The organism is Radicibacter daui (genome assembly GCA_030657355.1).
Classification (GTDB): Bacteria; Pseudomonadota; Alphaproteobacteria; order Radicibacterales; family Radicibacteraceae; genus Radicibacter; species Radicibacter daui.
Map to the genome: position 1 here is coordinate 497,665 of CP131056.1, position 18,794 is coordinate 516,458.

The 18,794-nt window shown below is 64.8% G+C and carries 18 protein-coding genes; 7 read left to right on the forward strand and 11 right to left on the reverse strand.

Annotation, left to right across the window (positions count from 1 at the left end; all coding sequences use genetic code 11):
- Positions 1-6: 6 nt before the first annotated feature.
- The gene (locus QTL98_RS02380) at positions 7-987 is read right to left on the reverse strand and encodes an ABC transporter substrate-binding protein (protein WP_510637526.1); all 981 of its coding nucleotides are present in this window, start codon (positions 985-987) and stop codon (positions 7-9) included.
- Between the two features lie 279 nt (positions 988-1,266).
- On the opposite strand from QTL98_RS02380, the gene QTL98_RS02385 reads away from it, so the two are divergent.
- Complete coding sequence (locus tag QTL98_RS02385) at positions 1,267-2,343, forward strand: LacI family DNA-binding transcriptional regulator (RefSeq protein ID WP_445680636.1); 1,077 nt, start codon at positions 1,267-1,269, stop codon at positions 2,341-2,343.
- A 21-nt stretch (positions 2,344-2,364) separates the two neighbouring features.
- On the opposite strand, the gene QTL98_RS02390 is transcribed toward QTL98_RS02385, so the two are convergent.
- A complete protein-coding gene (locus tag QTL98_RS02390) occupies positions 2,365-3,381 on the reverse strand; it encodes a LacI family DNA-binding transcriptional regulator (protein WP_445680637.1) in 1,017 nt (338 codons plus the stop codon).
- Between the two features lie 385 nt (positions 3,382-3,766).
- Between QTL98_RS02390 and QTL98_RS02395 the strand changes: the two genes are divergently transcribed.
- Positions 3,767-5,410 (forward strand): hypothetical protein, encoded by a 1,644-nt coding sequence (locus QTL98_RS02395; RefSeq protein WP_445680638.1) that lies wholly within the window; start codon positions 3,767-3,769, stop codon positions 5,408-5,410.
- A 144-nt stretch (positions 5,411-5,554) separates the two neighbouring features.
- Positions 5,555-7,654, forward strand: a complete 2,100-nt coding sequence (locus QTL98_RS02400) for a methyl-accepting chemotaxis protein (protein ID WP_445680639.1) — start codon at positions 5,555-5,557, stop codon at positions 7,652-7,654.
- Positions 7,655-7,678: 24 nt separating this feature from the next.
- Here the strand turns inward: QTL98_RS02400 and QTL98_RS02405 are convergent, their stop codons facing one another.
- The 4 genes from QTL98_RS02405 to QTL98_RS02420 form a co-directional block, all read right to left on the reverse strand.
- On the reverse strand, positions 7,679-8,629 hold the full coding sequence (locus QTL98_RS02405; RefSeq protein WP_445680640.1) for a prephenate/arogenate dehydrogenase family protein: 951 nt from the start codon (positions 8,627-8,629) through the stop codon (positions 7,679-7,681).
- Positions 8,629-9,729, reverse strand: a complete 1,101-nt coding sequence (gene hisC / locus QTL98_RS02410) for a histidinol-phosphate transaminase (RefSeq protein WP_445680641.1) — start codon at positions 9,727-9,729, stop codon at positions 8,629-8,631. Before hisC ends, QTL98_RS02405 begins: the two co-directional genes overlap by 1 nt.
- Positions 9,730-9,742: 13 nt before the next feature.
- Positions 9,743-10,636: a chorismate mutase gene (locus QTL98_RS02415; protein WP_445680642.1), complete on the reverse strand. Its 894-nt coding sequence runs from the start codon at positions 10,634-10,636 to the stop codon at positions 9,743-9,745.
- A gap of 125 nt (positions 10,637-10,761) precedes the next feature.
- Positions 10,762-11,544: a class I SAM-dependent methyltransferase gene (locus QTL98_RS02420; protein ID WP_445680643.1), complete on the reverse strand. Its 783-nt coding sequence runs from the start codon at positions 11,542-11,544 to the stop codon at positions 10,762-10,764.
- Between the two features lie 92 nt (positions 11,545-11,636).
- Between QTL98_RS02420 and gloB the strand changes: the two genes are divergently transcribed.
- From gloB to QTL98_RS02435, 3 genes are read left to right on the forward strand one after another with little or no spacing between them, the layout of a single operon-like run.
- On the forward strand, positions 11,637-12,413 hold the full coding sequence (gene gloB, locus QTL98_RS02425) for a hydroxyacylglutathione hydrolase (RefSeq protein ID WP_445680644.1): 777 nt from the start codon (positions 11,637-11,639) through the stop codon (positions 12,411-12,413).
- 49 nt (positions 12,414-12,462) lie between these two features.
- Positions 12,463-13,086, forward strand: coding sequence for a glutathione S-transferase family protein (locus QTL98_RS02430; RefSeq protein ID WP_445680645.1), 624 nt, complete (start codon positions 12,463-12,465; stop codon positions 13,084-13,086).
- Between the two features lie 5 nt (positions 13,087-13,091).
- Entirely contained in the window at positions 13,092-13,541 is a 450-nt protein-coding gene (locus QTL98_RS02435) for a cupin domain-containing protein (protein ID WP_445680646.1), read from the forward strand.
- Between the two features lie 21 nt (positions 13,542-13,562).
- On the opposite strand, the gene QTL98_RS02440 is transcribed toward QTL98_RS02435, so the two are convergent.
- Positions 13,563-14,600, reverse strand: coding sequence for a DUF2125 domain-containing protein (locus QTL98_RS02440; protein ID WP_445680647.1), 1,038 nt, complete (start codon positions 14,598-14,600; stop codon positions 13,563-13,565).
- A 104-nt stretch (positions 14,601-14,704) separates the two neighbouring features.
- Here QTL98_RS02440 and QTL98_RS02445 point away from each other — a divergent pair, with 104 nt between their 5' ends.
- Positions 14,705-15,346 (forward strand): gamma-glutamylcyclotransferase, encoded by a 642-nt coding sequence (locus tag QTL98_RS02445; RefSeq protein ID WP_445680648.1) that lies wholly within the window; start codon positions 14,705-14,707, stop codon positions 15,344-15,346.
- A gap of 240 nt (positions 15,347-15,586) precedes the next feature.
- Here QTL98_RS02445 and QTL98_RS02450 read toward each other — a convergent pair whose 3' ends face one another.
- From QTL98_RS02450 to ftsE, 4 genes are read right to left on the reverse strand one after another with little or no spacing between them, the layout of a single operon-like run.
- Positions 15,587-16,351 (reverse strand): lysophospholipid acyltransferase family protein, encoded by a 765-nt coding sequence (locus tag QTL98_RS02450; RefSeq protein WP_445680649.1) that lies wholly within the window; start codon positions 16,349-16,351, stop codon positions 15,587-15,589.
- Between the two features lie 49 nt (positions 16,352-16,400).
- Positions 16,401-17,060 carry a YdcF family protein gene (locus QTL98_RS02455; protein ID WP_445680650.1) on the reverse strand — a complete coding sequence of 220 codons (660 nt, stop codon included), beginning with the start codon at positions 17,058-17,060 and terminating at the stop codon, positions 16,401-16,403.
- Entirely contained in the window at positions 17,057-17,935 is an 879-nt protein-coding gene (locus tag QTL98_RS02460; protein WP_445680651.1) for a cell division protein FtsX, read from the reverse strand. Before QTL98_RS02460 ends, QTL98_RS02455 begins: the two co-directional genes overlap by 4 nt.
- Positions 17,935-18,612, reverse strand: a complete 678-nt coding sequence (gene ftsE, locus QTL98_RS02465) for a cell division ATP-binding protein FtsE (protein WP_445680652.1) — start codon at positions 18,610-18,612, stop codon at positions 17,935-17,937. Before ftsE ends, QTL98_RS02460 begins: the two co-directional genes overlap by 1 nt.
- Positions 18,613-18,794: the final 182 nt, after the last annotated feature.

Below are 18,794 nucleotides of genomic sequence, written 5' to 3' on the forward strand. Positions count from 1 at the left end.
CTCGCATCAATAGGCGCCGGCAATGCTCGCGGCAGCATTGTCGATGGTGAAGATGCGGTCAGAGACCTTCACCCACGGCTCGATCTTCTCGCCGGCGGCATAGCGCTTCATCGTCTCGCAGGAGAGCGGGCCGAAGAAGGGGCTCGATTCCACCGTCACACCCAGCTTGCCATCGATGATGGCCTGCATGGCATCGCGGGTGCCATCGATGGAGGCGATGATCACATCCTTGCCCGGCTTGCGGCCGGCGGCTTCCAGCGCCTGGATGGCACCGATGGCCATTTCGTCATTGTGAGCGTAGACGGCGGTCACGTCCGGATGGGCCTGCAGCAGCGTTTCCATGACCTGCCGGCCCTTGTCGCGGGCGAAATCGCCAGACTGGGAAGCAAGGATGGTCATGCCACTTTCCTTGGCGACGGCGTCGTCAAAGCCCTTCTTGCGATCATTGGCCGGGGAGGAGCCGGTGGTTCCTTCCAGCTCGATGATCTTGGCCTTGCCGCCGGTTGCCTTGATCAGCCAGTCAGCCGCACGGTGGCCCTGGTCGATGAAGTCGGAGCCGAGGAACGTCACATAATCGCGACCGGCCTTGGCCACGTTGGCATCGACGCTGCGGTCGACGAGGAAGACCGGAATGCCGGCCTTCTTGGCGCGCAGCACGGCCGGCAGCAGCGGCTTTTCTTCTCGCGGCGGCAGGAAGATCGCGTCCACGCCCTGGGCGATCATGGAATCGACGTCGGCAACCTGCTTGGCGGCGCTGCTGGCCGCATCGGTCGCCACCAGGTCCCAGCCGCATTTCGGCGCGGTGTCCTGAAAGCTCTTGGTTTCGGCAATGCGCCAGGGGTTGTTGCTCTCCGACTGGGCGAAACCGACCTTGTAGTGGTCCTTCTTGGCCAGGGGCGGCAGGTCCTGCGCGTGGGCCAAGGAAACGGCGCCGGCGCTGATAATGAGCGCGGCACTGGCGGCAAGCATCAGCTTGACGGTCTTCATGTTCGTCACTCCTCCCGTTATGGCGTCGGCTTCAAAGGCGTCCGGCGCTTGACATAACGCTATGGAAGCGCGGCTAATGGTGTCAATAGATATTTATTAGTTCGGCTTTCTCGCAGGTGCGGCGCGGATTTCTTGTTGTTTTTCGCGAAAGTGCGCATTACGAGCTAATAGATAAATCGAACAATGGGGTAGCGGGAGCGGCGGATGGCGCGCAATGGGTCCCGAGGGGGCGAGGGCAGGACTGGGCCGGGACGACCGGCGGGCCGGACCCTTGCCGGCGTGGGATATCCGCGCGGCACCCGTCACGTCACGATGACGGATGTTGCCCGGGCGGCAGGCTGCTCGCAATCCACGGTTTCCGTGGTGCTCAACAGCACTCCGGGTATCCAGATCTCGGAAGCGACTCGTGAGCGGGTAATGGAGGCGGCGCAGCGTCTGGGTTATCCCTTCGCCGCCCCGTTACCGCCGCTGTTTGAAGGATTGCCGCCTACGGGCGGTACCGTCGGGTATCTGGTCGACCGGCTGGCCACGGCGCCGGAGGCGGTGGTTTCCATCGAGGGTGCCCGGCAGGAGGCCTGGAAGGCCCGTTACATGCTGCAAATCTCGCAGACGCTGGGCGACCCGGAGATCGAGGCGGCGGCACTCGGTCTTTTCCTGCAGCAGAATGTCGATGCCGTTATCTATGCCTCCATCATGACCCGTGAGGTCACGCTGCCGCAGCGGCTTATCGACAGCGGCAAGCCGGTGGTGCTGCTCAATTGTTATACCGAGGACAACCGTTTCCCGTGCGTGCTGCCGGGCGAGACCGCCGGCGGCCAGCGTGCAGCGACCGCCTTGCTGCAGGCTGGGCACAGCCGGGTCGCCATGATCACCGGTGAGCTGTGGATGGATGCAGCGCGCGACCGCCTGACCGGCTATCGCCGTGCATTGGCGACGGCCGACATCCCCTTTGATCCCGAACTGGTGCGCGAAGGCAACTGGCAGACGAGCGCGGGTTATGAACACACCCACGCCCTGATGAGGCTCGCCAGTCCCCCCACGGCCATCTTCTGCGCCAACGACCGTATGGCCGTTGGCTGTTATGAAGCGCTGAAGGAGCTGGGTCTGCACATTCCTGACGATGTCTCCGTCGTCGGGTATGACGACGAGGAAGTCTCCCGCCATCTCTCTCCGCCGCTTACCACTCTGGTGTTGCCGCACGAGGATATGGGCAACTGGGCCGTGGACCGCCTGTTCGCCGGCAACATCATCGAGCAGCCGCTGCATGCGCCGGTGAAACTGGAATGTCCGCTGGTGGAGCGCGCCTCCATCGCCCCGCCCCGGCTGGCAGGGGCGATCAAACTGAAAAAGCGCTGAGCATTTCCCCGTCTTCCGGGCTCAACCGATCCGGGCGACCGAGTCCCGCACGATGAGGAAGGGCTGGAAGACGAGGCTTGCCGGTGCCCTTGGAATGAGGCCGATTTTTGCCAGGACATGACGCACGGCGACCCGGCCCATGGCATCCAGCGGCTGGCGCACCGTCGTTAGCCGCGGATAGAGAAACTGGGCAAACTCGATATCGTCGAAGCCGACGATGGAGAGATCCTGCGGCAGATTCAGCGAGCGCTCCCGGCACAGCATCATTGCCCCCGCCGCCATCTGGTCGTTCTGGCAGAAAAGGGCAGTCGGCCGCTGGCCGGGCGGCCGGTCGAGCAGTGCGGCAACGGCCCGGCTGCCGCCGCGCTCGGTAAAATCCCCCTCGATGATCATGTCGTCGCCAAGGGCGGCGCCGGCTTCGGCCATGGTGCTGCAAAAGCCTTCCAGCCGTTCGCGCGCCTCGTGCAGGCGCAGGGGGCCGGTGATGCAGGCAACCTTGCGGTGCCCGTGGTCCAGCAGATGGCGGGCGGCCAGCGCGCCGCCGGTCCGGTCGTCGGTATAGATGCAGTTTTCCGCCAGCGCCGGCACCAGGCGGTTGATGACGACGATGCGCTCCTCGGTCTGGTGTGCCAGCTCCTCAAGGTCGGCGTCCTGCAGGCCGTCGGCATGCAGGATGACGGCCTCGCACTGGCGTTGCAGCAGCAGGCTGACGGCAGCACTTTCGCGCATGGCTTCGGCGTGACCGCTCGCCACCATCATCTGGTAGCCATGCGCGTCGCACTCGTTTTCCACGCCGGTCATCATCAGCCCGTAATAGGGGCCGTAAAAATCATTCACCACCATGCCGATGGTTCGGCTGCGCCGGGTGGCGAGGCTTTGCGCCACCACGTTGGGGCGAAAATTGAGGGCCTGCATGGCGCTGCGTACCCTCTGCGCCAGATCGGCATTGACGCTGCTGCGCCCGGCGATGACACGCGAAACCGTAGCTTTGGAGACGCCGGCCTCACGGGCGACGTCATCGATTGTGGAAACCACCATTTTTCCTCCCGGGCCGTCTGCTTGTTTTTGGCGCTGTCCTCATAGAGGCCGTGCCGGGCAGTTCAGCCAATCAACGGTGTCACCTAATTCGGTTTTCAGGGAGCGGAATCGCATCGGCGACCGCAACCGGAAACCGGTTTCTTTCGTTCCATCCAATGACAGGCCCTTGTGGGCCGTCAAGCATCGTCCTTCAGGTTTCTTTTCAGGGATAACGGGTCGTGCAACCTAATCACGTATGTAACTTGCTCGTTCGAAACTAATACTTTCTTAATATCAAAATGTTACACTCCGTTACGGTTAACAGGGGCCTGTAATTTCAAGCCTTTAGGGACGATTTGATCGGGGGCATTTGTCGAGCATGTCGGGAAAGGCCGGATCGGGAAAGGTGGTCGCCCGCCTGGATCCTCTACTGGACAAGTTACCGGAATCGACGCGCACCCAGCTCTGGCGCGCCGTCGCCAGCGGGGGACTCGGCGATGGCGATACCGCCAGAGCGATCCAGAGCCTGCTTGCCGGTAAAATCAACGGTGTGCGCCACGACCATGTGCGCCGCCTGTTCCTGACCCTTTGGGACAAGTTGATGGTGCGCGATCCGCTGCTGGCCGGCGTCGCCCATCAGGCTCCCGGCCTCACCCAGTTCTATGATTTCAGCGCACTCTGGGAAGCGCTGCTCCAGTATGAAGGCGCCGACGAGCTGCGCGAGGAAGCCGGTGCCATCCAGCAATGGATGGAGCAGCATAGCGCCGATACCCCCATCGACGAGCTGATTCGCAGCGAGCAGGCCAAGGTCGCCCGTCGCAATCTGGCGTCGCATGCTGCCGAGCTGCTGGGCGAGTTCCTTGAGCGTTCGACCAGCGAGCAGCGCAATTTCATGTCGATCATCAATGCGCTGCGCCAGGCGCTGATGGAGCGTGACCAGCAGAGCGACCTGGCCCTCTCCTGCCGGCCGCTGCGCCATGAGGACCTGCATTATTTCGCTGCGGCGGTGGAAGCAGCCTGCCGCCTTGGACATCCATTCGAATCGATCGAGCTGCCGGCAAATGGCAAGGCCGAGGAGCCGGTTACCGTTGCCGTCTCGGCGCTCGATGCCGTGCTCGGTGGCCGGATTGCCGGGCATGATGTCGGCCTGTGGCCGCTGGGCGCCGCCTTTTTCCAGGGTTATGGCTCCGAGCTGCTGACCGCCAACGTGACCGAGCTGCCGGAGCAGCTGCAGCTGCGCCTGCGCGGGCTGTTGCCGCCGGTGGCCGCGGTCGGCTGCGCCTTCATAGAGCAGACGCTGGAACGTAACCTGACGGTGCTGGGGCGCGACAAGCATGCGCCCATGCAGTTCCCGACACCGGTACGCCGCGCGATGGTCGACTGGACGCGCCAGCTGCACTTCCTTGTGCTTGCCATCGAGCAGCTGCGTGCCGGGGCGGAGGCCGCCTCGCGCGAGCTTAACGAGAGCCTCAGCCGTATTTCCGTGGTGCTGATGCCGGAGACGCTGGCCGCCATCGACCGGCGCATCGATCTTCTGGATGTAGAGATTGCCGGGGCCGGCGATGTCGATGACATGTTGTGGTTCGGCCGTCTGTCGCCGCACATCAAGCGCCTGCGTACGCCCCGCCGGCGCCCGCTGGACATGATGGGCACGGACGAGGCACGCATCGTGGAGTCGGTAGAGACGGTGGTCCGCCGGCTGGATGTCCACCCGCCGGCCGAAGCGGTTTATTTCGAGGCGATGGCCCGGCTTGCCGCTTTCCAGACCACCTTTGGCGGCCAGTCCAACCGGGTGGTCAACCTGACCAATAAACGCCTGCTGCGTAGTGCCATCACCATGATGGACCGCCCGCGTGGCCTCTCCGCCCTCGGGCTCGATCTCGTGCACGAGATGCTGGAACTGGCTGAGGCCGAGCGCCATGATTCGCGCAACTGGCGCGATCCGCTGTTGATCCAGCTTGGCTCCACCGCCGGCTCGCTCCAGCTGGAAGGCACGCTGCCTCGCCGGGTAGCTGTACCCGATCCGCTCTCCTCGCGTCCTTTCCGGTAAAATCCGCCCGTTTGTAAATGGAACGAGGCCCGGCGCTTACAAATTTTTGCCAAGTTGGGCAATGCGCCCCCCGGCCGTTACAGCCGAAGATGCAGCAAGCCCGTCACGCCGGGTCCTCCACTCTCTCGCACAAAGAGAGGCTGCATGCGTATTTCGACCAAGCTGCTCCAGCTTTCAGCCGGGTATAGCGGCGCAATCATCGTTCTTGGTGGCCTGTTGTGGGCTCTTGGGGTCGAGGTCAACAAGTCAAGCATCCGGGCCGACCGATCATTATCCCTGCTGGGCGCGACGGAAGAGCTGAAACGCATGGCGGACCGCATCAGTCTTGCGGCCATGGACAGCCTTGTTGATTCCGCCGCCGGAACGATTACGCCGGAGCGCCAGCAGCGTCTGGCGGAAAGCAGGAAAAGCGTCGCCGACGCCATTGCCACGCTTCGCTCCGCAAATGTCGGCGAAGAGGCCGCCATCACGTCGGTGGAAGGCGGCTTTGCCAAGCTGGACGCGGCCATCACCCAGGATCTCCAACACGCGCTGGAGCAGTTTGGCAAGGCAGATGATGCCTTTGCCAAACTTGATGACGCAATGGATGCGGTCGGCGATGAGCTGACGGGGGCTGTCGAAAAGCTGGCCGACGGTGTTCAGGCTGCCGTTTCCAAGGCGAGTGCCGATGGCGATATCATGGCGACCAATCAGCTGCTGGGCTCGGTCGGCCATATCGAGGAAATGCGGGCCGACGTGCAGGCCATCACGCTCGCGGCGATGGATACGATCATTGACCGTGATGCCGGCGAGATCATCGAAGGCCGTGACAAGATTGTGGAAAGGGCCGTCGAGGCCGTTGAGCAAAGTCTGCAGGATCCCTTTTTTGCGACCTTGCCGGACGGGCCCGGCCTCGTGTCCAGGATCAGGGAGACTCTTGCGGCACAGCGCAGCAACTTCTTTGATACCCTGCAGCCGCTCGTTGTCAGCCAGGGCAAGGCAAAGGAAGTGTTCGATCGGCTTGATGATGAAATCGACGCCGCGTCCGATGCTATCGGTGCCGGGCTCGAAGATGTCAGCACGGCCATCAGCACCGAAACCCGCGAGGCACGGCTGAGAGCGCAGAGCCGCGGCGCCGCACTGCTGCGCTGGGCGGAAATTACGGCGGCACTTGTGCTGCTTGCCGGCGCCGTTTTTTCGCTATTGCTGCGCCGGAACATCGCGCGTTCGCTTGCCGACCTCTCCACTTCGATGCGTGAACTGGCCGCCGGACGGCTGGTCGAAAAGATCGCCGGTGAAGGTCGCCGTGACGAGATTGGCTCCATGGCGGAAACGGTTATCGTCTTCCGCGACAACCTGCGGGAAAATATCAAGCTGCGCGAGGAGCGCGAAGGGCAGGAGAAGGCGGCCGAAGCCGAAAGGCACCGCCTCATGCAGACGGTGGCCAGCGAGCTTCAGGCAGCCATCGGAGGCATAGCCAGTTCCGTCGACAGCGCCGTAGGTGAACTGCGCCAGGTGTCGGACAAGGTCAATGACGCTGCCGGCGATACCAGCCGCCGCAGCGAAACGGCCTCTTCCGATGCCGACGACACCCGGGCGGCCATCCAGACCGTAGCCGCAGCAGCGGAGGAGATGACGGCAACCATCGGCGGGGTGCGGGAGCAGACGGGTGAGGCTGCCCGTCTTGCCGACAGCACGCGCGATATTGCCCGGACGACAGAGGGCAACGTGGCCCGGCTGAGCGAGGCTGCCCGCTCGATCCGCGAGGTTGTGTCGCTCATCAATGCGGTGGCGGACCAGACCAATCTGCTGGCGCTCAACGCTACCATCGAGGCCGCCCGTGCCGGAGAAGCGGGCAAGGGTTTTGCCGTGGTGGCGCAGGAAGTGAAGTCTCTCGCGACCCAGACCGGGCGGGCAACGGACGAGATTGCCGGCAAGATCGACGAGATCGGCTCGATTACCGATCAGGTGGTCAAGGATGTCAGCGAGATCATCGCTGCCATCGGTTCGCTGGCCGAGGTCAATGGCGACGTGATGTCGTCGGTATCCCAGCAGACCGAGGCCACCGAGGAGATGTCCCGCAGCACACGCAAGGTCTCCGACGCCATCGTGGCGGTGGCGGATAATCTGGGCTCCATCCGCTCCGTCAGCGCCGAAACCCGCAACGCCGCCGACGCCATCGTGTCGGCAGCCAACACGCTCGCACGGCTCTCCCGGGATCTTGCGGGCGCCGTAGACCAGCAGGTCAAGCGCCTGCTGGCCTGAGCCAGACGCCCGTCCACTCCGGTGTCAGCCGCCTTCGGTTGCCTTCTTCGGTGTTTCCGGCTGGGCCTGGCGGGCGTCGATAACCTTGCGGCGAATGCCCCGGGTACGGGTGAAGAAGGCGTGCAGCTGCTCGCCGTCTCCCCAGCGGATGGCCCGTTGCAGCGCCGTCAGATCCTCGCTGAAGCGCTGCAGGATCTCCAGCACCGCCCCGCGATTGTGCAGGAAGACGTCGCGCCACATGGTGGGGTCGGAAGCGGCAATACGGGTGAAGTCGCGGAAACCGCCGGCCGAGAACTTGATGACTTCCTGCGCGCTTGCCGTTTCCAGATCCTGCGCCGTGCCCACGATGGTGTAGGCGATGAGATGCGGCACGTGGCTGGTGACGGCCAGCACGCGGTCGTGATGGCCGGCTTCCATGATCTCGATGTTGGAGCCGCAGCCTTTCCACAGCGCCTCAACCTTGGCCACGGCGGCAGGATCGCTACCTTCCGGCGGTGTCAGGATGCACCAGCGGTCGATATAAAGCTCGGCAAAGCCGGCCTCCGGGCCGCTATGCTCGGTACCGGCCACCGGATGCGCCGGCACCAGCGCCACCCCTGCGGGCAGTGAAGGAGAAAGATCGGCGATCACCGAGGCCTTGGTGGAGCCGGTGTCGCTGACGATGGCACCGGGCTTGAGGGCCGGGCCAATGGCTTCGCCGATGGCCTTGTAGGCGCCCATCGGGGTGCAGATCACGACAAGGTCGGCCTCACGCACCGCATCGGCCGGATCGATATAGCCTTCGTCAATGAAGCCGAGCTTCAGCGAGGTATCGATGGTCGGCTGCGTGCGGGCACTGCCCACCACCTTGCGGGCAAGCCCCCACTTCTTGATCGCACGGCCGAGAGACGAGCCGATCAGGCCGAGGCCGATCAGCGCGACAGTATCGAAAACCGGCGCGTCGACAGCCGGGTGATGGGAAATGCCGGCAGCCATCAGCCCTTGCCCTGTTGCTTGGCCCAGGCGGAGAGGCTGGCAACGACAGCCTCCATCTCCTCACGCACGCCGATGGTGACGCGCAGGCAGGTGCCAAGACCGTAGCCGCCCATCTGGCGCACGAGAATGCCGTCAGCCTTGAGGGCAAGGCGTGCGCTTTCTGCCTTGCCGGCATCGTGGAAATCGACGAGCAGGAAATTGCCGACGCTCGGCCAGGGCTTGAGGCCCAGCTTTTCCACTTCGCCCGCGAACCAGGGCAGCATCTCGTCATTGTTGCGCTTCTGCGCATCCATGTGGGCACGGTCCGCCAGCGCGGCCACGCCAGCGGCCTGGGCAGCCAGCGAGACGTTGAAGGGGCTGCGCACACGGTTCAGCACATCGGCAATGTCGCCCGGGCAGTAGGCCCAGCCGAGACGCACGCCGCCCAGCCCGAAAATCTTCGAGAAGGTACGCAGCATCACCACATTCGGGTGGCGGTCCACCAGCTCGGCGCCGGCGCTGTACTCGTTGCCGCTCACATATTCGGCATAGGCGGCATCGAGCACGAGGATGACATGCGGCGGCAGGCCGGCGGCAAGGCGTGCCACTGTCTCGCTATCGACCACCGAACCGGTCGGGTTGTTCGGGTTGGCGAGGAAAACAAGGCGCGTACGGCCGTTGACGGCAGCCAGGATCGCGTCGATGTCGGCCGTCAGATTCTTCTCCGGCACGGCGATAGAGGCGGCGCCGGCAGCGGTCGCATTGATCGCGTACATGAGGAAGCCGTGCTGGCTGTAGACGATATTGTCACCCGGGGCGCAGTAGGCGCGCACCAGCAGGGTGATCAGCTCGTCCGAGCCTGCGCCGCACACGATGCGTGCCGGATCGAGGCCCCAGCGCTGGCCGATGGCCTCGCGCAGCTCCGTGCTGCCCCCGTCAGGGTAACGGTGCATCTCGCCAGCGATCTTCTCCAGCGCGGCGCCGACGCTGGGCGAGGGGCCGAGCGCGCCTTCATTGGAAGAGAGCTTGATGATGCGCTGGTTGCCCTCGGCCTTGGACTCGCCACCGACATAGGGGATCAGTTCCAGGACCCCCGGCAGGGGCTGCGGCTTGGTGGACATTTTCTCGGTTGCCTCAGGGCTGAAAGGGAACGGGATAGTTGCCAATGACCAGGATGCGGTCAACTGCGCCGCCGGCCAGGGTCACGGCATCCTTCAGGCGTGCATCGTTTCCGGCGACAAAGCCGTCCGTCTCGACAAGCTGGATGGCAACGCCGCCTTCTGCTTCGCCGAAGGAAGCGAGGAAGTTCTGCGGACGCAGGCCTGCCTTGATGAGTGTGTCCTTGAGCCGGCTGCGGCTGAGATCGCCCACCAGTTCGATGCCCAGCAGCGTACGGTCGCTGCCGGATTCCTCCGCCGGGGCAAGGCTCACCACAAAACCGTCCGCACGCGGGCGGCCGCCATTCGCCGGCGCCCGCAGGAAGGGGACGCGGGCAATGATGCGGGGGGCGCCGGCTTCGTTGGTGAAGAGCAGCGGCCACCAGGGCGAGCCTTCGCCCTCCTGCGGCATCGGCAGTACCGCGGCACTTGCCCGTGCCTCGCTTACCGCGCGGATGGCGGCAACGGCGCTGTTGGCCGCCCGCACCGGCACTGTGGCACCGAAATGATCGCGCGCGGCATTGCCGAGCCCGCCATCGGCGCGGTCGTCATAGGTCACGATGTTGAAGGGGCCCTGCAGCGTGGAGAAGGAGGAGATGATCTCCCGCCAGAGCGCAAAGATGGTGAATTTCGGCACGCTTCCGGTGGCACCGCCCAGCAGGCGGCGCAGTATTTCCGCCTCGCGCGCCGGCCGGATGATTGCGGGAGCCTGCGCAGGCGCAGCTTCGCCGCCCTCGGCCGCTGCCGCCTTCTTGGCGGCCGTCACCTCGTCCATGATGGCGGCACGCTCGGTGAGCAGCTCCAGAATGCGGTCATCGATGTTGTCGATGCGCTCACGGATTTCCGGAAGGGCGGGCGGTTGCTGCGGCATGGAAACTCGACTTTTCGCGGGGGGCGGGAAACGGTCGTCGGACCCTCTCATGCAAGAGGGTTATTCCTAGAGCGCGGCCCGGCTAAAATCAAAGCGGAATCGCCGCTTTTGCAGTGTTTTCCGCCTTATTCCCGCCCCTTGCGGCGGGCGGTGAGCGAGGGTTCCCGCGGCAGGCGTGCAGCCCCGTTACCGGTAATGGCCGGCAGCAGGCGTGGACGGGCATAGCGCCGCTCCGCCTTGCCGGCGCTGGGGCGGGCATAAATCTGCTTGCCCGCCTCCACGATCACGACGCCGCCGATACCGGCAAACCAGCGGGCGCCGATATCTTCCCACGCGCCGGAGGCCTTGAGCATAAGCCGGCTGCGCGCCGGCGGAATGTGCAGCCCGTAACCGGTGCTTTCGGGAATGAACTGGGCATTGCGCAGCAACTGATGCAGCTGCGAGGAGCTGTAGGGGCGCCCGAAGCCAAAGGGGGTGCGGTCGGTGCGCGCCCACAGGCCCGTGCGGTTGGGCACTACCACCATCAGCCGTCCGCTGCTGGTCAGTACCCGCCACACTTCCGACAGCAGACGGTCGGCATTGCCGGAATGTTCGAGGCTGTGCACCAGCAGCACGCGGTCGACGGAAAAGTCGGGCAGCGGCAATTCGCCGTTGTCGGCCAGCGCCACGCAATAGGGCCCTTCCGCCGGCCAGGCGAGGATGCCCTGCTCCGGCGGCATCAGCGCAATCACCCGGTCCGCCTCGTCGCGGAACTGGCGCAGGAAGGGCGTGGCGAAGCCGAGGCCCAGCACCACCTCACCCCGCACATTGGGCCACAGGTCGCGGATGCGGCCGCGCAGGACACGGCGAACCGTGAGCCCCAATCGGCCGCTATAAAAGTCGCGCAGATCGATAACGTCTCTGGACATGGTTTCCCGAGCCTAACATGTGCGCTATGGGCTTTGTCAGTGCCAACCGGCATGCCGGCCCGATGATGGGGCCCGACGAAGGGGAAAAAGCGATGCTGTCCGTCGAAGCGATCCCGGTCCTCAATGACAATTATGCCTGGATCCTGCGGGATGAAGGGGGCAATGGCCTTGCCCCCGTTGTCGCTGTGGTTGATCCGGGCGAGGCCGCGCCAATAGAAGCCTGGCTCGAGGCGCGGGCGCTTGGCCTTACGCACATCCTCATCACCCACCATCACGGCGATCATATCGGCGGCCTTGCCGCGCTCAAGGCGCGGTATGGCGCCCATGTCATCGGCCCTGCCGCCGATACGGCGCGCATTCCCGGTATCGACGAGCCGGTGGGGGAAGAAGATACGGTGCGGCTCGGGGGCCTCGTGGCCCGCGTATTTGCAACGCCCGGCCACACTTCCGGTCACATCTCGTTCTGGTTTGAGGCCGGCAAGGCGCTGTTTTCGGCCGATACGCTGTTTTCGCTGGGCTGCGGGCGCCTGTTCGAAGGCACGCCGGAGCAAATGTGGGCCTCGCTTTTGAAGTTGCGGGCCCTGCCGGATGAGACGCGCATCTTCTGCGGGCATGAATATACGCAGAGCAACGCCCGTTTCGCCCTCAGCGTCGACCCGGACAATGCGGCCCTCAAGGCCCGCGCAGCGGAGATCGACCGGCTGCGGGCCGCGGGTGCCATGACGCTGCCGGCCCTCCTGGGGGCAGAGAAGCGGCAGAACCCCTTCCTGCGTGCTGACGATCCGGCCCTTGCTGCCGCGCTCGGCCTTGCCGGCAAGCCGCCGGCCGCTGTCTTTGCACACTTGCGGTCAGCCAAGGACAGCTTCTAGCCTCCTGTTCCCCGCGGTCCCTTGCGGTCCCGAAAAGGTCTTTGCCCCCATGCTCACCCTTTATACCAGCGCCACCACCCCCTTTGGCCGCAAGGTCGCCATCGTACTGAGCGAACTCGGCCTTTCGGACCAGGTTGAGCGCAAGACCATCAACCCGTGGGAGGATGCCGCGATCTATGGCGTCAATCCGCTCGGCAAGATTCCTGTCCTTGTGCTGGAAACCGGTGAGACGCTGATCGAAAGCGCCGAGATTTGCGATGCGCTGTGCGAGATGGCCGGCGAGCGCGGGACCCGGATGTTGCCGCGCGCCGGTGTGGCACGTCGTCGCCAGCTTTACCTGCAGGCAGTTGCCGATGGTGCCATCGGCGCCGGTGTTCTTGCCATGCGCGAGAGCCTCAGGCCCGAGGGGGAGCGTTCGCCCAGCTGGCGGGAGCGGCAGCTGCGCGCCATGACCAATGCCGGTGCGCTGCTGGAGGCGGAAGCGGCAAAGGGGGATTTTGCCGTGCCGGGCAGCGAGCCGACATTGGGCGAATGCGCGGCGGCCTGTCTGCTCGGTTATTTTGACCTGCGGTTTGCCGATGTCGGCTGGCGCGAACGTTGGCCGCGGCTCAAGGCGTGGCATGCAGCGCTCGCCGAACGGCCCGGCTATGTCTCGACCGCTCCGGTGCTGTGATGGTGATGCCTGCGTTCTCTGCCCTGCGACTGGAGCCGGACGAGCTTATCAGTGCCCTTGGCATGCAGCCGCACCCGGAAGGCGGACATTATGTCGAGCTCTGGGCCGACCCGCTGCCGGCCGGCGGGCGGCCGGCCAGCACCCATATCTATTATCTGCTGCGCGCCGGTGAATTTTCGCATTGGCATCGGGTGACCGACGCGGCCGAGATCTGGCACTTCTATGCCGGCGCGCCGCTGGACCTTGGCCTCAGTGCGGACGGACAGACGGCCGAGACAAAGGTTCTGGGGCTCGATATTGCCGCCGGCGAGCGGCCGCATCTCGTCGTCCCTGCCAACTGGTGGCAGACGGCGCGCAGTACCGGCGCCTGGACGCTGGTTGGCTGCACGGTCGCGCCGGGCTTTACTTTCTCCAGCTTTGAGATGGCGCCGCCCGGCTGGCAACCGGGCGAGTAAGTAAAGCCGGCTTTCCTGGTTTTACTTCAGCTCCAGCCGCGGCAGGCGGAAAAGCCGTGCCGGCCCCACCGACAACCAGCGGTCCTGCAGGCTGAGCGGCACGGTCACCGCCCCGCTCGCGTCGGGTTTGCCGAGAAAGAGTGTGGCGGCAAAAATGCCGGAGGCCTGGCCGGGGGTAATCACGCCGGCCTGAGCCAGCGCGTCTACCGTCTCACGCACACCGGTAACCTTTGCGGTCAGGGCGGCCTCGGGCTGCAGGTCCGGGTCGAAGGCGAGAGTGCCGTTTGCCTGGGCCGAAAGCGGCCCCCAGTCCATCAGCAGGCGGTTGATCTCAAGGGTGCCGCCTTCCTGCGACCATTGGGCAAGGTCGGCCGGGCTCGGGCGCTGCGGCAGCGTGCCATGCAGCTGCGTATCGGCGACAAGCCGCTCGATATGGTCGGCCGGCGCACCGGGAATATCGACCGGGCTGATGCCGACAAGGCTCACGCCGGCGCTCAGAGTGACCGGGGCGTCCGGGCTCTTGTCATCGGCATCGACGGTGCCTTCCTTCGGGATCGCGGCCGAAAGGGTAAGTCCGTTTGCCACGATGGCATGGTCGAGCCCGTCGCCCGTCAGCGCGGCGTTATGCAGGCGCAGCACGCCGGAGCGGAAGCCGCCGCCATAGGCAAGGTTCACATCCGCATCCCCGCCGGCCGTCGTCAGCGTGTAGGTGCCGAGTTTGGTCGGCATGTAGAGGCTCTGCGGGCCGGCAAGCTCAAGGTTCGCCTGATGCGGATTCCAGATCGGCCCGCTGACATAGACGCGCTGCCCGTCCCACTGGCTGCCATCCGGCCAGGTCACCCGCAGTTGCGGCAGGTTGGCCCGCAGGCGCAGCGGGTAACCCGTAATCTTGAGGCTCTGATAGGTGATCTTGATGCCGGCATCGTCCTGCTGGTCAACGAAGCGGGTGATGGTGGCGCGGAAGAAGCTGCGGGCCCACACCCAGTAGGCGCCATGCGCCGCTACCAGCGCGATGAACAGCGCCAGGAGGGAGAGGGAGAGCAATCGCCGTTTGCGCATTGTAGGCAGCCTGTGGCACGGAAAAGAAAGTTGCCGCCAGCTATAGCGCGATGTGGCGGCTGACCCAAGCGCGGCTGAGGCCGGGTTTTGTGAAGGCGTTTATTTTGTCTGCCGCTGATGAAGCAAAGGGACTGACGACATTGAAAGAGCACTCGCCGGTCGATGTCGGGGTCTACCGGACCGGCATTCGTTTCCAGGGAACCTTGCCGGTTCCCGCAGGCCAGCCGCTCTGGGTCTTTGCCTATGGCTCGCTGATGTGGAACCCCGGCTTCACCTACGAAGAGGCGGTGCACGGCAAGCTTCGCGGTTATCATCGCCGTTTCTGCGTGCGCTCCACTCACTATCGCGGCAGCCCGGAGGCGCCCGGTCTGGTGCTGGGGCTCGATGCCGGGGGTGCCTGCGAAGGGCTGGTCTACAAGGTCCCGCCGGAAGCGGTGGAAGAGACCGTCTCCTATCTCTATGAGCGCGAGATGATCGGCGATGTCTACCAGCCGATGTTGCTGCCGGTTCTGGCCGCCCATCACGGCAATCTGCGTGCCTACACCTTCGTCGTCCGCCCCGATGCGCCGGACTATTGCAACCTGCCGGAGGCGGAGTGCGCTGCCATTATCGCTGCGGCCGAGGGGCTGGCTGGCCGCAATCTGGATTATCTCGCCAACACCGTGCGCCACCTTGAAAAGCTGGGGGTTCCGGACCAGCAACTGCATGATTTGCTGGCGCTGGCGCGTGACCATCACGCTCGCTGATTCGGACCGGAAACCCCGTTACCGGGCGATGTTGCCCGCGTTCTCCACAGATTTTACCAATCTTTAAGGACGTAACGTATCTTATTGTTAATAAAGAAAATTGGTGCCTTTTTCAGAATCGTATGGGCCGCATTGAGACTAGAAATCCCGACATTTTCCCCAGTTTTATCCACAGGGGAGCGGCAAAGCTGTCAATCCTGTGTTGAGACAATTTTTTGACAAAGTTCTCCGCCGGCGGTTTCAGCCCGCGGACGCAAAGGCTTTCAGCCGCTCGGGGATCGCGGTTGCTGGCCCGCCAGCCTCCTGCACCAGCCTGTCGGTGGCATACTCGATCTGTGCCGCGAGCATGTCGTTCACCACGGCCTCGTCGAACCCCGGCTGGATCGGCGGCAGGATCTCGATGGTGATGGTGCCGCGGCGCTTGGTGTAGGCGTTGCGCCCCCAGTAAAGCCCGGAATTGAGGGCCACCGGCACCAGCGGCAGATTGAGCCCGCGGTAAAGGGCGCTTACGCCGGCCTTGTATTCTTTCCACACGCCGGGCGCCACACGGGTTCCTTGCGGGAAGATGGCGATGGGCCGGCCGGTTGCAACAGCTTCCTTGGCCGAGCGCAGCATGGAGATGACGGCCGCCCGACCGCCCTTGCGGTCAACCGGGATCAGCTTTGCCTTGCGGGCGCACCATCCCCAGATCGGCAGGCTCAAAAGCTCTTTCTTGATCACCACCGCCGGGTCGTCGATCAGCAGGTGCAGCTTCATCGTCTCCCAGGCGGACTGATGCTTGGCCGCAAGGATACACGGGCCCTCGGGCAGGTTTTCCCGCCCGATCACGACATAATCGAGCCCCAGCAGCCATTTCTCGATCAGCGCCACATAGCGCAGATAAACCTGGATGATCGACATCATCACGCCGCGCGGAAAGGCGAGCGTGGGCAGCAGGACGAGGCAGGTCAGCGCGGTGCCGCCGTAGAAGAACACATTGAAAAGCAGCGAGCGCAGGGCGTTCATGGGCATCCGGTCCGGCGGCGTCCGGGAGCCTCGGCTCTCCGGGGGCGCATTAGAGGGATTTGAGCAGGTGCTTGGGCAGCGCCATTGCCCGGCGGAACCATGCCGGCCCCAGCGCCACCAGCAGCTTGTTATATTCGTTGACGAGCAGACGCAACGTGCCTTCATGGTTCCACCATTCGTCAAGCTCCAGCCCTTCCGGAGCGACCGGATAGGGCATCACGAAGACGTCCGGCAAGGTGCGCTCGAACTCCAGCATCGCCCGGCGCATATGGTAGTTCGCCGTTACGATCCAGATCGAGTTGAAGCCGTTGTCCCGTACCCAGTCGCTGGCTTCGCGGGCATTTCCCTCGGTGTCCTGCGCCAGATAACCCAGATGGATGCAGCAGCCGACCAGTTCCTTTGGTACCTGGCGCGGGGCGAAGACCTCGCTGATGCTGCCCCCTCCGCCCACGCCGGAAATGAAGAGCTGGTCCGCCCGGTCATTTTCCAAAAGGTCGAGCCCGACCTGCAGCCGGTTGGTGCCTCCCGTCAGCACGACGATGGCATCGGTGGTGATGGTCGGGTTGGGCGCCTGGCGCTGGACGTCGGTGACGAACCACAGGAAACCGCCAGCCCAGCCGATCGCGGCAATGATGCAGGCAAGAAAAAGGGCGCGCAGCAGGGGCCAGCGCCGGCGTTCGGCTGTGTAGCGGTAGCGATTGCGTCTCACGGCAGGCGTTTCAGTGTTGCAAGGACGGTAAGGCGCGCGGTGAGCGCCGCGAAGAAGGTGGCCGCCAGCGGGACCAGCAGCAACCAGAGGCAGTCGGTTAGCGGCAGCGCCAGCCGGATCGGCAGCCCGCTTTGCGGACCGACGATGCGCTGGGCGGCAAACAGGGCGAGGACCGCCAGCACCAGCCCGGCAAGACCGCCGCGCGAGGCGTTGCCCGCGGCCGAGCGCTGGAACTGGCGCGCGATATAACGGTCGCTGGCGCCCATGATGTGCAGCAGTTCTACCGTGCTGCGGTTGAGCTGAAGTCCGGCCCGGACGGCAAAGATGACGGCCAGTATGGCTGTCAGGGCGATGAGGGCAAGCGCGCCGAAAGCCAGCGTCTGCACCGTCACCGCGGCCCGGGAGACTTCGCCCAGCCAGTTGCCGTGATCGTCGAGCACGCTGCCGGGTATCTCCGCATCCAGCCGCTGGCGCAGCAGCGCGACATTGAGCGACGTGCCGTCGGCCCGCACATCGACAAGGGTCGGCAAGGGCAGGTCGGAAAGGCTGGCATTGCTGCCGAGCCAGGGGGAAACGAGCTTTTCGCTCTCACTCTTTGGCAGGGCACGGGCGGCGGAAACGCCAGGCGTCTCGCGCAGCAGGTCGAGTGCCTGCCGCACGCGCTCATCCTGTCCCGGCTTGCCGGGAGCGAGCGGCAATATCTGGACGGTAAGGCTGCTGCCGAGCGCCTGTGACCAGCTGGAAGCGGCATTGCCCAGCACCAGGGCGAAGGCGAGGCTCATCACCCCCAGGAACACCATGAGCCCGGTGATCCAGGGCAGGAAACGAGAAGCGCTGTCGCGATGCAGCGGCAGATCATAGTGGATCTTCAGCATCAGTAGGGCTTGGCTCCCGGCGGCAGGCGGTCGAGATGCCCGCCCTGCAGATGCAGGCGCGGATGGTTGAAGCGCTCGATAAGCGCCTCATTGTGAGTGGCGATCACGATGGTGGTGCCGAGGCGGTTAAGCTCCTCGAAGAGGTGCAAAAGCCGGGTGCCAATGCGGTCGTCGACATTGCCGGTCGGTTCGTCGGCAAGCAGCAGGCTCGGGCGGTTGATCACGGCGCGGGCGATGGCCACACGCTGCTGCTGGCCGCCGGAAAGGGTTGGCGGGCGGGCTTCCAGATGGTCACCCAGTCCAACCCAGCGCAGAAGTTCGCTCACATGCTCGCGGATCTGGTCCTCCCGCGCGCCGGCAAGGCGCAGCGGCAGCGCCACATTGTCGAGCGTCGAGAGATGGTCGATGAGGCGGAAATCCTGAAACACCACGCCGATACGCCGGCGCAGCAGGCTGAGCTCCGGGCGGCTCAGGCTGGAGATATCCTTGTCGAACAGGGTTACGAGCCCGCGTGAGGGGCGGTGGGCAAGGTAAAGCAGGCGCAGCAGCGATGATTTGCCGGCGCCGGACGGGCCGGTCAGGAAGTGAAACGACCCCGGCGCCAGTTCAAAGGTTATGTCGCGCAGGACTTCCGGCCCACTGCCGTAGCGCATTCCCACGCTGTCGAAACGGATCAAACCAGACTTTCCTGCTTCAGGGGGACCTCGGCCGGCAATTTCCGGCGGCGGATGGCACCATCCCGCCCGGCAATGGCGAAATTGTGCCGCGGAGAATGCCATCTGGGGCGCCGTGCGTCCACCCGGCCCCATCAGGGGCCTGATCATCCGGTTGGGCACTTGCGGGCGTGGGCGCTGTTCCC

Bases quoted from the DNA above. Each gene is read 5' to 3' on its own strand.
- gloB (WP_445680644.1), top strand. From the start codon at position 11,637: ATGCTGTCCGTCGAAGCGATCCCGGTCCTCAATGACAATTATGCCTGG.
- QTL98_RS02380 (WP_510637526.1), bottom strand. From the start codon at position 987: ATGAAGACCGTCAAGCTGATGCTTGCCGCCAGTGCCGCGCTCATTATC.
- QTL98_RS02415 (WP_445680642.1), bottom strand. From the start codon at position 10,636: ATGCCGCAGCAACCGCCCGCCCTTCCGGAAATCCGTGAGCGCATCGAC.
- QTL98_RS02460 (WP_445680651.1), bottom strand. From the start codon at position 17,935: ATGCTGAAGATCCACTATGATCTGCCGCTGCATCGCGACAGCGCTTCT.
- QTL98_RS02400 (WP_445680639.1), top strand. From the start codon at position 5,555: ATGCGTATTTCGACCAAGCTGCTCCAGCTTTCAGCCGGGTATAGCGGC.
- QTL98_RS02390 (WP_445680637.1), bottom strand. From the start codon at position 3,381: ATGGTGGTTTCCACAATCGATGACGTCGCCCGTGAGGCCGGCGTCTCC.
- QTL98_RS02430 (WP_445680645.1), top strand. From the start codon at position 12,463: ATGCTCACCCTTTATACCAGCGCCACCACCCCCTTTGGCCGCAAGGTC.
- QTL98_RS02435 (WP_445680646.1), top strand. From the start codon at position 13,092: ATGCCTGCGTTCTCTGCCCTGCGACTGGAGCCGGACGAGCTTATCAGT.
- hisC (WP_445680641.1), bottom strand. From the start codon at position 9,729: ATGTCCACCAAGCCGCAGCCCCTGCCGGGGGTCCTGGAACTGATCCCC.
- QTL98_RS02450 (WP_445680649.1), bottom strand. From the start codon at position 16,351: ATGAACGCCCTGCGCTCGCTGCTTTTCAATGTGTTCTTCTACGGCGGC.
- QTL98_RS02440 (WP_445680647.1), bottom strand. From the start codon at position 14,600: ATGCGCAAACGGCGATTGCTCTCCCTCTCCCTCCTGGCGCTGTTCATC.
- QTL98_RS02405 (WP_445680640.1), bottom strand. From the start codon at position 8,629: ATGGCTGCCGGCATTTCCCATCACCCGGCTGTCGACGCGCCGGTTTTC.
- QTL98_RS02420 (WP_445680643.1), bottom strand. From the start codon at position 11,544: ATGTCCAGAGACGTTATCGATCTGCGCGACTTTTATAGCGGCCGATTG.